Source organism: Helicobacter sp. 11S02629-2 (genome assembly GCF_002272875.1).
Classification (GTDB): Bacteria; Campylobacterota; Campylobacteria; order Campylobacterales; family Helicobacteraceae; genus Helicobacter_I.
Genome location: NZ_MLAN01000003.1, coordinates 1 through 13,195, shown reverse-complemented (window position 1 = coordinate 13,195; position 13,195 = coordinate 1). Strand labels below are relative to the sequence as shown.

The following is a 13,195-nucleotide window of genomic DNA, read 5'->3' as shown; positions in this document are numbered from 1 at the left end:
CTAAAAGTCACTAAGAAATGTATGGTAAAGTTACATTTAAACTTCTAGCTTAAAGGTAGACACATGAAACAAACCGAACCAGTAGGCTTTTTCGTAGACCTTCCCATGGTGTTTTCAGTTGTGAGTTTGGACGATTTAATAAAAGCTGCAAACAGCTACTATAACACTAATATCGTAGCACCAAAACAAGGCAGCTTTGTAGAAAAACTAACTTCAAATGGCGATACATCAGGCGAGCTTAAGCCTTTATATCTTTATGAGATCATAGTTAGAAGGTCTAGTGGCAAGGCTAATATTGGGCTTAGTGAAAGCAAGATAGTTAGGGTTGGCGAGTATAAAAGCATCTATGAAGTTTTAAATAGTGCTAAGACTACTACTATCTTTCAAGATGTAAAAGAAGCAGATATATTTTTAAATGCCATGTTAAAGTTTGATAAAGACTTATTTGAAGCTAGGGCTTTTGTGGTAGTACCTAGTGAGATAGAAGGAATCTTAGAGTAGATACTTATTAGTATAGTTGGCTTACTTTAGTTTGTGGACTTAAGCTTTTTGCACTCTTTTTGGCGACTGCTGCAAGATTTTATATTTTACAAAAAGGCGAAATTTTAGCTATAATTTCGCACCTTCTTAATTAGCCCACTGCAATTGAGTATGTGAACAACGCTTCAGGGTAGGAATACAGCAGAGCATTTATATACTTGGTGTGCCATTGGTCTCTGATTAAGGGGGCTTTTTACTACTAACTACAAGACAAATCATGTATAAGCAAGATTTAGATAAATACCTTCAAACAAAGATTCCAAAAGCTATATTTTTATACGGTGAAAGTGAGTTTTATATAAGCCATTATGGTGAGCTTATAGCTTCTAAGATAGGTGGAGAGGTTAATAGAATCTATTTTGATAATAATTTTAATAATGTATTAAATCTACTTTCTGGTGCCTCGCTTTTTGGTGATACAAATATAGTCTTACTTAGAACTTATAATACCATCCCATCTAATACCCTAAAACAAATCTTAAGCAGCATAGAAGATAAGTCATTTTTAATAGTTGAGTTTTATAAAAATCCTAGCATATCAGATACTGAGTATGCTAAGCGTTATAGAAGCATGGGGACTACTTTTAAGCTTTATCCTAACTGCTTGGAAGTGCGTTTTTTTGCACCAACTTTTAATGAGGGCTTGTATCTTTTAAGAGATAAGGCTAAAAAGCTAGGACTTGAAGTCCATGCAAACGCCTTAGAGTTTTTGCTAGAAGTACAAAATAATGACATTGGCATAGCCTTAAACGAACTAGAAAAATTTGCAATTGATAAAAAGATAACATCAGAGTTAGTTGAAAAACTAAGCTATGGCATAGCTTCACTTAATATAGAAGCTTTGATAAATGCTCTATTTGACGGGGAAAATATAGCCTTAATCTTAGAAAAGTTAGAAGAAGAAGGCATCGAAGAGATGGACTTATTAAGAGAGGTTCAAAGGCATTTTTATATACTTTTTAAGCTTTATGCTTACTCTAAGGCCTTTGGAAGACTAGACTATAAAGAAGCACTTGGCTACACTCCACCGCCTAAGGTTGCAGAAGGTTTAAGTAGGAGGGCTTTAAGGCTAAAAAGTGAGCAGTTTGTAAAAATCCTAGATACTTTAAGCCTCTGGCGTATAGATTCCATGAGGGGAGTGGCAAACTCCAAGCTTATTAATTTATCAAATATTAAGTTTTGCATAGATAGAATGTAAGCTTACATTCCTTGACTTAGGCTTAAATAAAGCAGAAGTTAAAATCCAGAAGGAGCAAAATGCGTCACTACGAAACTATGTTCATAGTAAAACCTACTTTAGTAGAAGAAGAACTTAAGGCAAAGATAGACTTTTTTAAAGAAGTTATCACAAAAAATGGCGGAGTTATAGAAACAACTCTTGATATGGGTGTTAGAACTCTAGCTTATGAGATAGAAAAAAACCTCCGCGGCTACTACTATGTCATCTACTTTAAGGCAGAGCCTTCATTAATAGCTGAGTTAGAAAGACTTTATAGAGTTAATGAAGACATTTTGAGATTTATAGTTATCAAGTATGAATCTAAAAAAGAGCAAAAAGCTTGGGCTTCACTAGTAGACAAGGCTAATAAAAAAGACACTAAAAAAAGAAGTGAAAGACTTGGAAGTGAAGAAGAAGTTAAGCTAGCAGAGCCTAAAATCGAAGAAACTCCTGCCCAAAGTCAGCCACAAGAATAAATCTTAAAGGTCATAAATGTACAATAAAGTCATAATAGTAGGAAATCTAACTAGAGAAGTTGACTTTAAGCACCTTCCTAGTGGGACAGCCTTAGCTACTATAGGATTGGCAAGCAACAGAAGATATAAGCGTAGCGATGGTACCACACAAGATGAGGTTTTATACATCGACGCAAAGCTTTTTGGGAGAAGTGCAGAAGTTGCTAATGACTACCTAAAAAAGGGATCAAAAGTACTTATTGAAGGTAGGCTAACTTTAGAAACTTGGAAAGATCAAAATGGCAACAATAGATCAAAACACACCATAGCTGTAGAAACTATGCAGATGTTAGATTCCAAGTCTCAAAGTAGTGACTACCCTCAAAACCCTTCTAGTAACTCTGGAGCTTCTAACTCCTATAGCCAGCCAAAAAATGACTACAAGCCTCAGCAAGAAGAACAACTACCAGTTGTTGATATAGATGATGATATACCATTTTAAAGGAAAGACATGGAACGCAAAAAATATTCAAAAAGATACTGCAAATACACAGAAGCAAAGATAGAGTTTATAGACTATAAAGATATAGAGATGCTAAAACACTCTCTATCTGAGAGATATAAGATAATGCCTAGACGCCTTACAGGTAATACTAAGAAGTGGCAAGAAAGAGTAGAAGTTGCTATCAAAAGAGCTAGACATATGGCTTTGATACCTTATGTAGTTGATAGCAAAAAAGTTGTAGAAAACCCTTTTAGACTTTCATAAGTCTTATATAAGTTATAACCCTAGTCTCCTTTAAAACCAAAAAAAGACAAATGTTATAAGTTGCTATCTAGAAGTCTTTAAAAGGCTTTTAGATAGTTGTATCCCAAACTAGCCTTACTAGTACTTCCCTTTTTACAATAGTACCAACCTTACCGCGTGTTTTATTTTTAATATCCCCTAGCTACAAGTATGCTCTAAAAATATAAAAGCTCAATTAAACATAAAACTTATCTTAATTGACTTGATGTTAAAAGATATCTGATATCGACGTAATAATAGTGCACTTTAGTCTTGACGCTAGGCTGTGAAATAGTCAGCCAACATAATAGCTGTGCGTTTGTGTCATCATGGGAGCATAGCAGGTGCGATGAAGGAAGCATAAAAACTCATAAAAAGAATCCATAAAAAATAAAAACATTGATTTGTTATAATTGAAGTAGAGGTTGCCCTAAGAGGTGGCCGCCTCTTAGGTGTATATCTCGTTCCAAAAAGGAAGGAGGTGATGCCTAATGAAAAAGATCCGTAAAATCTTAGTCATGATTATACTGGTTATTTTTTTAACCTGTACTAAATTATACTAAGAAAAAAGCTAAAAACTAGAAAGGCACTTCTCAAAAAGCCTTTTAGCAAGCCTAGTTTTTAGTTAGTCTTTTTCAAAGAAACTTGCACTATCGCTTGTTTTTAACCCTCTTGAAGTTGCTTGCTTACTCTTACTTAAATATAGCTTAATCACTAAACGTGCTTATTTCAAACTCCAAATCTTTCTTAACTCTATATATCTTAACTTCTACATAATTTTTTTAAAAGTTAAGCCTTCCCTTCCTTTCTTTTTATTTTTTAATATTTGATTACTTCATCGTGCATGCTTTTAGTGATGACTTAGAGTCAGACGCTTAAAGTTTGCATAATGCAAACTTCGCAATGAGATAGCAAAAAGATTGCCACGTCTGCTAAAGCATTCTAACAATGACGTAAAGATAGGACTACCACGTGATAGTCTAGAAAGCTTTTAGAATCTAAGCTAGTTCAGTAATCTAAGCTAGTTAAGTGCGTTTTTTATCTTTTCTAAGATATCGCTGCTATCTTCAAGCTGTAAGATTTTTATGCCTAGCTTCATAGCCTTTTGCATCTTAGAGCTTATCTTATTAGAGTTTAAAGCATCTTCCTTGCTTACCCCTTCTATCAGCAAAGAAGTCTCCTTGCTAACTGTGCCTTTTACTTCATAGCCTGCAGTTTCTAGTATGCGTGTTAGTTCACTCCTTGGTATATCAAGAGCACCTGTTAAAACTATGCTTTTTTTGCCTTCACTTAAAGAAGCCTCTTTTATAAGGTCTGCGTCTTCTTTGCTTATATCTAAGGCTTTATAAATCTCATCTAGCAAGTTACTTGTATCGCTTACTTCAAGTATCTTTTTACCCAGTTTTAAAGCTTGGCTAATCTGATTACTCCCTTTTGTGCTTTGCACTAAGAGATTTGTTTGCTTACTAACTGTTTTAGTAACCTTAAAACCTTTAGATTCTAAAAGGCTAGCTAGTTCGCTGTATCTTTTATCAAAGCTGCCACTTAAAGTAATCTTAGTTATATCTAGGCCGCTATTTTTATAGCCAAAAGTTACTATGGGCTTAGTTATCTCTAAAAGCTTAGTTATCTCACATCCATACTCTTTGCAGTACTCACTAAAAGAAGTGCAAGTATCACTGCTTAGATCTGGCAAGGTCTCTAAGACTTCAAGGCTAGCTTCAAAGCACTTTAGCCCTAAAGTAGATTCTAAGACTTTAGAGCTTTCTTTACCGACAAAGGCTATGCCTAGGGCGTTTATAAAACGCCAAAGTTCTCTTGTGCCTATGCTTGCTTTTATGGAATCTATAATCTTTAGTGCCTTTTTGTCTTTAAAGCCTTCAAGTTTTAATAAGTCTTCTGGTCTTAAAAAGTATAAGTCTTTTATAGAGTTTACAAGCTTGGCATCTACTAGGGCAGATATAGTGCTACTTGCAAGGTTTTCTATATCCATGCAGTCTTTTGTGGTATAAAAGCTAAGCCTTGCTTTTAAGATACCAATGCAGGCTTTATTAGTACATATTATCCTTGTGTTGCCACTTTTTGGATCTTGCACAAAGCTTACTTTTTCGCCACAAACTGGGCAGTTAGTAGGTAGGCTTATAGGGCTTATGTCATGCCCTCTTTTTGTAATCACCACACTTTCAATCTTAGGTATAACATCTCCACTTCTAGTTAGCAAAACTGTGTCATTTAGCTTTAAATCTAGTCTTTTTATCTCATCTATATTATGTAAAGTTGCCCTAGAGATCAAAGCACCTTGAAGCATGATAGGGGCTAATATCGCCACTGGAGTTAGCACGCCACTTCTTCCTAACTGCCAAGTCACATCAAGCAATTTAGTTTCAACATATGTTGCTTTAAACTTATAAGCACAGGCAAAACGAGGGACTTTTACACTAAAACCAAGACGCTCTTGTAAAATTCTATCATTTAACACTATCACAGCACCATCTAGCTCACAAGCAAAGCTTTCTCTTTGTTTTTGTATATCAAGGTAGGCATCTTCTAAGGGTGTATGCAGGCTTTCATAGTCGCTTTTTAAAAGCCTTTTTTTCTCTTCTTGTGAGTTTTGAAAGCCTAGTAAGTTAGATTCTAACTTGTGCTTTGGAAGCTCAAAGTAGCGCATAAAGTTATCTTTAAAGCCAAGACTTAACACTTCTTTCATTAATTCATAAAGACTAGTAGAGCTAGATTCTACGTAGCCTATACCCCAAGGGATAAACTCTAGCTTCCTTTCAGCAACTACTTTTAAGTCTAGCTGGCGGAGAGTGGCGTTGGCTAGATTCCTAGGATTAGCATAAGTTTTTTGGTTTAAGGAGGCTTCTTTGGCGTTGTAGCTTTCAAAGTTAGTCTTAGATATAACTACCTCGCCTCTTATCTCTATAGTCTTAGTAAAAGCTATATTTAAAGGTACTCCTTCTACAAGCTTAGCCTGTTCTAACACCACTTCGCCAACTTCTCCATCCCCCCTAGTAGCAGCACTAACTAGCCTTCCTTCTTTATAAAGCAGATTAAGACTTAAGCCATCAAACTTTGGAGATACACAAAAGCTATAGTTTTCTAAGTCATAGTTTAAATCGCTTATATTTTTAAGCAAGGTTTTTAGCCACGTTGCAAACTCTTGCTTGTTAAAAATATCATCTAAACTCCACATCCTATAGATGTGTTTGCTTTTTTTAAAGTCATTTAAGAGTTTATCTCCTACTCTTTGTGTTGGGGAAAGGGGGTCTATAAGTGTAGGGTTGCTTGCTTCAAAAGCCTTAACTTTTCTATAGAGTAAATCATAACTATCATCACTTATTAATGGCGTATCACCTGTATAGTAAGCTCTTGCATAAGTATTTAGCAAGTCTAGTGCATCTTTATAATCTTTTATAGTTTTTATCTTGTTAGTTTGTGTATTTGGCATCTAAGTTAACCTTTAATATCCATGTAGTAAATCCTAAGCTTATGCTAGAATCTTATCAATTATTTACATAAAAAAGGGCTTAATAACATGACTGTTAATATGCTGTACTCTAAGATCCACCGCGCAACCATCACTGATAGTAATCTAAACTACGTAGGATCAATCAGCCTTGATAAAAGACTTATAAAAGCTGCTAACTTACTACCGGGCATAAAGGTTGATATAGTTAATGTTAATAATGGTGCTAGATTTAGCACCTATGTTATAGAAAGTGAAGTTGAAGGCACAGTTTGTGTTAATGGTGCTGCAGCAAGGCTTGTTCAAACTGGCGATGTGGTTATAATCATAGCTTATGCACAGATGTCACTTATTGAAGCAGAAAGTTATGAGCCAAAGATAGTAAAAGTAGATTCCAAAAATCTAATAGTTTAAAAAAGGAAAAGTTTATGTTTGATCCAAAGATACTACAAAACCTAATGGGTAGCGTGCAAGAGCAGATTCAAAACTATGAAGATGAGGCTAAAAACAAAGTCTTTTCTACAAAAAGTGGCGGTGGCTTAGTAGAAGTTAAGATGAATGGTAATGGCGAGGTTATAGATATAACTATAGATGATGAGCTTTTAAGTGATAAAAGCAGCCTTCAAGTGCTTTTAATAAGTGCTATAAATGAAGCCAATAAAGAAGTGGAGAATCTTAAAAAAGAATCTGCCATGAGCAAGCTAAAAGATTTCAATCTATTTACATGAAGACTTTAACTTTTAGTAAGGCTTTGTTATGTAGTTTGCTTTTAAGCACTCTTAGCGCACAAGATGCAAGCCTTCAGCCTAGCACAAATCCTAGCAATTCTAATATGGGCGCTAGCTTGCAAAGCATTGATGTTCCTAATACTACTGCTATGGAAGAGTTTAAAAGTGGTAACTTTAGTGCTGGGAAGTTTTACACTAAAGAGCCTGTGCTTTTAGATTCCATGACTAAAGAAGAGCTTAGCTTAAAGTCTAGTCCTACTGGTCCTAAAAAGCAAAGAGCAAGACAGGAAAACACAAAAGAAGATAAAGACTTAAATGTTAGTAATGCTTTGCTTGATAGGGCAGAGCATAAAATGCAAGATAGTGCAAATAGCATGCAAGTAGATTCTAGACAGATAGATTCTAAGTTGGAAGATTCTAAGATGCAAGATTCTAAGTTGGTAAAAGGTTCTCCTGCTATGGAATCTAGTCTTGCTACTAAAAAAGTAAGCACTAAGCAAGACTTAATGACACAAGATTCTAAAAAAGAGCCTATGCTTCATGATAAGTCTTTTGGTATGCAAGAAGTAAAAGACCTCTATCCAGTGAGCACTACTAAAGAAAGGCTAGACTATGCAGCTTGCAGTGACTACTATCACCAAGCAAGTATAAGACTAGATGATGGCACCTATGCTGTATATATAAAAGGGAAAGGCTTTGTTGGCTTTAGTAAGACTAGGCCAAAAGATGTAAGGGTTGAAAAGTATGATCCTTTTAGTGGGCTTTTTTTACTTAAAGACAGTTTGAAAACACCTCTTGGCTACACTTTAATGGACATAGATAACTACGCTAGGAGTAGAGAGCTTGTAAGTGCTGATATAAAAGGAGCTAGAGGCGTTAGGCTACTAAAAGGGCAGGCTGGCTTTTTAGACTATGGGCGCATCAAAGGGCAGATAGGGCAAAATGGCGTTTTGAGTAATATCTGCTATCAGATTTATGGCATAGGAGTTGGTGGTAACTCTTTTATAGAAAAATCTTACATCATGCGCTTTTTAGATTCTAAGGGCGTGCACTATGGTGATATAGGTGTTAGATTTAAAGAGACTGATCCAAAAAGTGCAACTTTTGAAGTGCTTTATGTTGATCCATTTTTTAAAAGTAATCCTTTCATGCAAGGTGATGTCTTGATATCAGTTAATAATATAGCACCTAAATCTTTTAAAGACTTAAGCGAGATGCTGCTTAACTTAAAAGAGGGCAGTTTAGCTAAGGTTGATATAAGGCGTGATGGCAAGGTGTTAAGCTTTGAGGTAAAAGCTGGTAAAAGATATGGAGGGCTTTTGCTTCCAGATAGCTTTTTGGAGCGTTTCCACCTTAGGCTAAGTGATAGCTTTACAGTTTTAGATGCACCAAGTAGTGGTAGATTTAGCGAGTTAAAAAAAGGCGATAAGATACTTAAGATTGATGGGCTTGACCTAAAAGACTACCTAGCTTCTATGTATACTAATAGAGATAAAACTTTAAGAGAGCTTTTTACTAAGCTTTATATGATGAAAATTAAAGCTAGCACTAAAGTACAGATTCCATCAAAAACTAAAGAAGATGAGCTAGCTAGCTATATACAAGAGTTTGCTAATAAGCACTCTTCTAAAGAAGATATAAAAGCAAAGGCTAGTAAAGATTCTATGCAAGGGTCTGGGGGCACAAAAGTTAGCAGTTTGAAAAGTGGTGATGACTTAGAGGCTTTTTTAAATATGAACTCACCTAAGATTAATTCAGAATCTAGTTCTATAAACATCATTAAAGATGACACCAAAACAAGTAAGCAAGAAAATGCGAATAAAACTCCTAGTTTTGAGAATCTTGATATGCTTATTAGCAGGGATGGTTTTGAGTTTAGGCTTATCGTAAAGTAAGATAGGGTGGATTTTAAAGCAAGGTGGAGTTTTTAAAATTAACTAAAGGAAGCAGAGTTGCAAGTAAAAGAGATAGAGTTAATGGATGAGATAAATAAGGCAGGCGAAGAGTTTGAAGAGTTTTTAAAGGCAGCTAAGCCAGCTATAAAAAGCTTTCATCCTTACTTTGAAGATGCCATCTGGGAGATGGTGCTAAATGGCGGTAAGCGTTTTCGCCCAAGACTGCTTTTTGGAGTAGTTTTAGCAAACGCACCTGAGCTTCTTTCTAATAGCTTTGATGCAGCCTTGGCTTTAGAAGTCTTTCATACCTACTCTTTAATCCACGATGACCTGCCTTGTATGGATAACGCAGACTTAAGAAGAGGACACACTACCTTGCACAAAAAGTATGATGAAACTACAGCTGTGTTAGTTGGTGATGCTTTAAATACTTATGCTTTTAATCTTTTATCAAAGTCTGCACTTAGTGCTGAAGTAAGGATAGAGCTAGTTAGAATCTTAAGCTTTGATGGAGGTTTTAGTGGGATGGTGCTTGGGCAAGCACTTGATTGCTTTTTTGAAAACCAAAAACTACCTTTGGATAAATTGGAATTTATTCACATCAACAAAACTGCAAGGCTTATAAGTGCATCCCTTAAGATGGGTGCTTTGATCTCAGTTTTAGACCTTAAAGCTATAGAAGTTTTAGAAAAATTTGGCATGCTTTTAGGGCTTTATTTCCAAGTGCTAGATGATATTATGGACGTTAGTTTGAGTGAAAAAGTAGCCGGTAAAACTACTCATAATGACGCTAGTAAGAACAGCTATGTAAACTTGTTAGGCTTACAAGGAAGTATCAAAAAGCTAGAAGAGATAAAAAAAGGCTTAGAAAATCTTCTTTTAGACATACAAAGAGATGTTAATCCTAAAACTAAACTTGCCTTAGAATCTATATTTTTACAGTACAGTAAAGACTTTGATACTAAACTAAACTCACAAAACTAAAACTACAAGGACTAATTGTTTGCAAAAAGTTATATTACTTACTAATGATGATGGCTATTTTAGCCATGGTATAAAAGCTTTAAAAGAGGCCTTATCTCCCTTAGGTAGAGTAGTAGTTGTAGCCCCTGCGTCTGAAAAGTCAGCCTGTGGGCATGGGCTAACTATAACTAAGCCTTTAAAACTTATAGAAGTAGAAAAAGACTTTTATAAGCTTGATGATGGAAGTCCAACTGACTGTATCTATATGGCATTAGCTACTCTTTTTAAACACAAAAAGCCAGACCTTGTGGTATCAGGCATTAATCTTGGTGCAAACATAGGTGAAGATGTAACCTACTCTGGTACGGTAGCAGGGGCTATGGAGGGTGCACTCCATGATGTGCCAAGTCTTGCTATATCCCAATACATCCAAGATAAAGACCTTAATGCCCAAAATCTCCCACTAGACCTAAGCGTAGGGCAAGACTTTATCTACAAGCTAGTAAAAAAGATTCTAGAAGAGGGCTATAAGTTTGGCACTAGGAAGATTTTAAATATCAATATACCTCATGCTAATGCCTATAATGGTCAAACTAAAGTCACACAACTTGGTTATAGGCACTACCAACTAAGCTATGAAGAAAACTTCAATCCAAGAAATGTCAGATACTACTGGCTAGGTAACATGAAACTAGTCTTAAGTGAAAGGGAAGATGGAAGGGGCTTAGAGTCAGATTACAAGGCCATAAAAGAAGGCTTTATATCTATCACACCTTTAAGCCTAGATCTAACAAGCTATGAAGACATAAAAGCACTAAAGGACTTAAGCCTCTAAGATGCCTTTAGATAAAAAGCCTAGTGAACTTAGTCTTTTATATCTTGCTTTAGATGTGCCAAAGAGGTATATATCAACTTTTGAAGTTACTAAGCCAGCTTATAACTCTTCAAGTATTGGGGCTTTTAGTGCTACTATCCTTTCTCTTAGAGATAGCAGAAAGTTTCTTTTTATAGAAGCTTATCTAGCTAAGCTAGACTTGCCACTTACTATTTATATATTCAATCACAAGCCTTTTCATAAAAGCACTTTTAAAGTAGGAAGCACTTTAAGTCTTTATGGTAGGGTAGAAAATAAGCTTGGCCACTTACAAGTGAGTAATCCTAAGCCTATAAAAGCACTAGATTCCATAATCCCTATCTTTAATGGTAAAAAAAATGATGCTAGAGAAAATCTAAACGCTTTTAATCTAGAAAGGTTAGGGCTAGATTCTAAAAGGGCACATTTAATAGAAGAGATATATAAACCAAACCTAGCTTTTTTTAAAGCTTATGAGGCAAGTGGAACTATCCCAAAGCCTAACATGGATGCTTTAAAGTATGTAGAAATCTGGCTTTATCTATACAGACTTAGCCTTAAAAAAAGAGACTTTAAAGCTAAAACTACCTTTTTGCTTACTGCTAGTGCTAAAAACTTAAAAGCCTTTTTATCTAGCTTGCCTTTTAGCCTAACTAGTGGTCAGATGGGGGCGATAAAAGATGTGCAGCTTGATCTAGCTAGCCCTTTGCAGGCTAGACGTATCATCATGGGTGATGTTGGCTGTGGCAAGACTATGGTTATATTAAGCATTGTGGCTATGAGCTTTCCTAAGCGTGTTTTACTTATGGCACCAACTACTATACTTGCAACCCAGCTTTATAATGAGGCAATAAAGTTCTTGCCAAGTGATATACAAGTAGTGCTTAAAACTAGTCAGCAAGTTAGTTCTAGAGATGTGTTTTTGTTTGAAGATAGTCTAGCAAACGCCCACTTTGTCATAGGCACGCAAGCGCTTTTATTTTTAGAAGATGAGGTTTTTAAAGACTTTAGCATAGTTATGAGTGATGAGCAACATAGATTTGGCACTAAACAAAGAAGTAAACTTGAAGCACTAACATCTCAAAAAAGCACACTTAAGTCTCATATCTTTCAGTTCTCAGCCACTCCTATACCCCGCACCATGGCTATGATAAAAAGTAGTTATATAAAGTTTAGCTTTATACGTGATCTTCCTTTTAAAAAAGATATCACTACTTCTATAGTTGACACAAAAGGCTTTCCTAAAGTCTTAGAGACTATAAAGCAAGAACTAGCTAAGGGTCATCAAGTAGCCATCATCTATCCTTTAGTCCAAAAAAGTGAGGCTAAAAGTGAAGGCTTTAATACTAGATCAAACTACCTCTCACTAGAAGAGGCAAAAGAGTACTGGCTAAAAAACTTTGAGCATGTCTATGTAACTCATGGCAAAGATAAAGAAAAAGATTCTATCTTAGAGCAGTTTAGGGAGACTAAAGGTGCTATCTTGCTAGCTACTACTATGGTTGAAGTTGGTCTTTCTTTGCCGCTTTTAAGTGTTGTAGTTATCATGGGGGCTGAGCTTTTAGGGCTTGCAAGCCTTCATCAGCTTAGAGGTAGGGTAAGCAGGAATGGTCTTAAAGGCTACTGCTTTTTATGCACTAAGCTAGACACTAACTCTAATATGGAATCTAACTCACAAAAAGAAGCCCTTACAAGACTAGAGCGTTTTGCTAAGACTTTAAGCGGTTTTGATATAGCTGAGCTTGACTTGGAGTATAGAAGTAGTGGAGATTTGATAGATGGGGTGGAACAAAGTGGCGATGAGTTTAAGTTCTTTAACATAAAGCGAGATAGTGATATCTTGCAAGAAGCCCTAAGTGATATAGAATCCTTAAGGCAAGAAAAGAGTGTATAGGAGTGAAAGAATGTTGTGAGGAACATAGAATCCACTCCCTATAAGAAGAGAATCTCTTCTTACTATTTATTCTTATTCTCTATTTATTCTTATTCTCTATTTATTCTTATTCTCTATTTATTCTTCTAGATATTCTTTTTACTATCTCTTTTTACACTTCTTCTTCTAGATATTCTTTTATATCCTCTTCCTATTAGCATCATTCATTATCTCATCTGCTATATGAGTTACAGAGTTAGAAATCTTAGAAGCATCATCTGCTATGTTTACATTACCTTGAGTAGATTGCTCTAGTAAAGATATAGCATCATTTATCTGAGTTATACCATTAGCTTGTTCTTTTATAGATTCAGCCATGTCATTAATTGATTGAACTAAGATATTAGTATTAG

Annotated in this window: 11 protein-coding genes, 1 other RNA gene and 2 pseudogenes; 12 read left to right on the top strand and 2 right to left on the bottom strand. The window is 35.4% G+C overall.

The window, feature by feature from the left end:
* Positions 1-63 precede the first annotated feature (63 nt).
* The 6 genes and pseudogenes from BKH40_RS02800 (at position 64) to rpsR (ending at position 2,983) form a co-directional block, all read left to right on the top strand.
* Positions 64-501 carry a hypothetical protein gene (locus tag BKH40_RS02800; protein ID WP_095276768.1) on the top strand — a complete coding sequence of 146 codons (438 nt, stop codon included), beginning with the start codon at positions 64-66 and terminating at the stop codon, positions 499-501.
* Positions 502-628: 127 nt separating this feature from the next.
* Positions 629-726: signal recognition particle sRNA small type (ffs, locus tag BKH40_RS02795), an RNA gene on the top strand.
* A gap of 31 nt (positions 727-757) precedes the next feature.
* Positions 758-1,738, top strand: coding sequence for a DNA polymerase III subunit delta (gene holA, locus BKH40_RS02790; RefSeq protein ID WP_095276766.1), 981 nt, complete (start codon positions 758-760; stop codon positions 1,736-1,738).
* Positions 1,739-1,797: 59 nt separating this feature from the next.
* A pseudogene (gene rpsF, locus BKH40_RS02785) lies at positions 1,798-2,133 on the top strand (30S ribosomal protein S6); the annotation flags it as partial.
* A gap of 118 nt (positions 2,134-2,251) precedes the next feature.
* Complete coding sequence (ssb, locus tag BKH40_RS02780; RefSeq protein WP_095276763.1) at positions 2,252-2,716, top strand: single-stranded DNA-binding protein; 465 nt, start codon at positions 2,252-2,254, stop codon at positions 2,714-2,716.
* 9 nt (positions 2,717-2,725) lie between these two features.
* A complete protein-coding gene (gene rpsR / locus BKH40_RS02775) occupies positions 2,726-2,983 on the top strand; it encodes a 30S ribosomal protein S18 (protein ID WP_095228657.1) in 258 nt (85 codons plus the stop codon).
* A gap of 1,039 nt (positions 2,984-4,022) precedes the next feature.
* Here the strand turns inward: rpsR and ligA are convergent.
* Positions 4,023-6,452: an NAD-dependent DNA ligase LigA gene (gene ligA, locus BKH40_RS02770; RefSeq protein WP_095276761.1), complete on the bottom strand. Its 2,430-nt coding sequence runs from the start codon at positions 6,450-6,452 to the stop codon at positions 4,023-4,025.
* 87 nt (positions 6,453-6,539) lie between these two features.
* Here ligA and panD point away from each other — a divergent pair, with 87 nt between their 5' ends.
* The 6 genes from panD to recG all read left to right on the top strand — a co-directional run bounded on the left by panD (position 6,540) and on the right by recG (position 12,803).
* The gene (panD, locus tag BKH40_RS02765; protein WP_095276759.1) at positions 6,540-6,884 is read left to right on the top strand and encodes an aspartate 1-decarboxylase; all 345 of its coding nucleotides are present in this window, start codon (positions 6,540-6,542) and stop codon (positions 6,882-6,884) included.
* A 14-nt stretch (positions 6,885-6,898) separates the two neighbouring features.
* Positions 6,899-7,198 carry a YbaB/EbfC family nucleoid-associated protein gene (locus tag BKH40_RS02760; RefSeq protein WP_095276757.1) on the top strand — a complete coding sequence of 100 codons (300 nt, stop codon included), beginning with the start codon at positions 6,899-6,901 and terminating at the stop codon, positions 7,196-7,198.
* On the top strand, positions 7,195-9,093 hold the full coding sequence (locus BKH40_RS02755) for a PDZ domain-containing protein (protein WP_095276755.1): 1,899 nt from the start codon (positions 7,195-7,197) through the stop codon (positions 9,091-9,093). Before BKH40_RS02760 ends, BKH40_RS02755 begins: the two co-directional genes overlap by 4 nt.
* Positions 9,094-9,174: 81 nt before the next feature.
* The gene (locus BKH40_RS02750; RefSeq protein WP_095276984.1) at positions 9,175-10,077 is read left to right on the top strand and encodes a polyprenyl synthetase family protein; all 903 of its coding nucleotides are present in this window, start codon (positions 9,175-9,177) and stop codon (positions 10,075-10,077) included.
* Between the two features lie 19 nt (positions 10,078-10,096).
* Positions 10,097-10,891 carry a 5'/3'-nucleotidase SurE gene (gene surE / locus BKH40_RS02745; RefSeq protein ID WP_095276753.1) on the top strand — a complete coding sequence of 265 codons (795 nt, stop codon included), beginning with the start codon at positions 10,097-10,099 and terminating at the stop codon, positions 10,889-10,891.
* 1 nt (position 10,892) lies between these two features.
* Entirely contained in the window at positions 10,893-12,803 is a 1,911-nt protein-coding gene (recG, locus tag BKH40_RS02740) for an ATP-dependent DNA helicase RecG (RefSeq protein ID WP_095276751.1), read from the top strand.
* Between the two features lie 177 nt (positions 12,804-12,980).
* Here the strand turns inward: recG and BKH40_RS08690 are convergent.
* A pseudogene (locus BKH40_RS08690) lies at positions 12,981-13,195 on the bottom strand (methyl-accepting chemotaxis protein); the annotation flags it as partial.

Excerpts from the sequence above, each read along its gene's own strand:
- BKH40_RS02800 (WP_095276768.1), top strand. The coding sequence starts at position 64 with ATGAAACAAACCGAACCAGTAGGCTTTTTCGTAGACCTTCCCATGGTG.
- holA (WP_095276766.1), top strand. The coding sequence starts at position 758 with ATGTATAAGCAAGATTTAGATAAATACCTTCAAACAAAGATTCCAAAA.
- ssb (WP_095276763.1), top strand. The coding sequence starts at position 2,252 with ATGTACAATAAAGTCATAATAGTAGGAAATCTAACTAGAGAAGTTGAC.
- rpsR (WP_095228657.1), top strand. The coding sequence starts at position 2,726 with ATGGAACGCAAAAAATATTCAAAAAGATACTGCAAATACACAGAAGCA.
- ligA (WP_095276761.1), bottom strand. The coding sequence starts at position 6,452 with ATGCCAAATACACAAACTAACAAGATAAAAACTATAAAAGATTATAAA.
- panD (WP_095276759.1), top strand. The coding sequence starts at position 6,540 with ATGACTGTTAATATGCTGTACTCTAAGATCCACCGCGCAACCATCACT.
- BKH40_RS02760 (WP_095276757.1), top strand. The coding sequence starts at position 6,899 with ATGTTTGATCCAAAGATACTACAAAACCTAATGGGTAGCGTGCAAGAG.
- BKH40_RS02755 (WP_095276755.1), top strand. The coding sequence starts at position 7,195 with ATGAAGACTTTAACTTTTAGTAAGGCTTTGTTATGTAGTTTGCTTTTA.
- BKH40_RS02750 (WP_095276984.1), top strand. The coding sequence starts at position 9,175 with ATGGATGAGATAAATAAGGCAGGCGAAGAGTTTGAAGAGTTTTTAAAG.
- recG (WP_095276751.1), top strand. The coding sequence starts at position 10,893 with ATGCCTTTAGATAAAAAGCCTAGTGAACTTAGTCTTTTATATCTTGCT.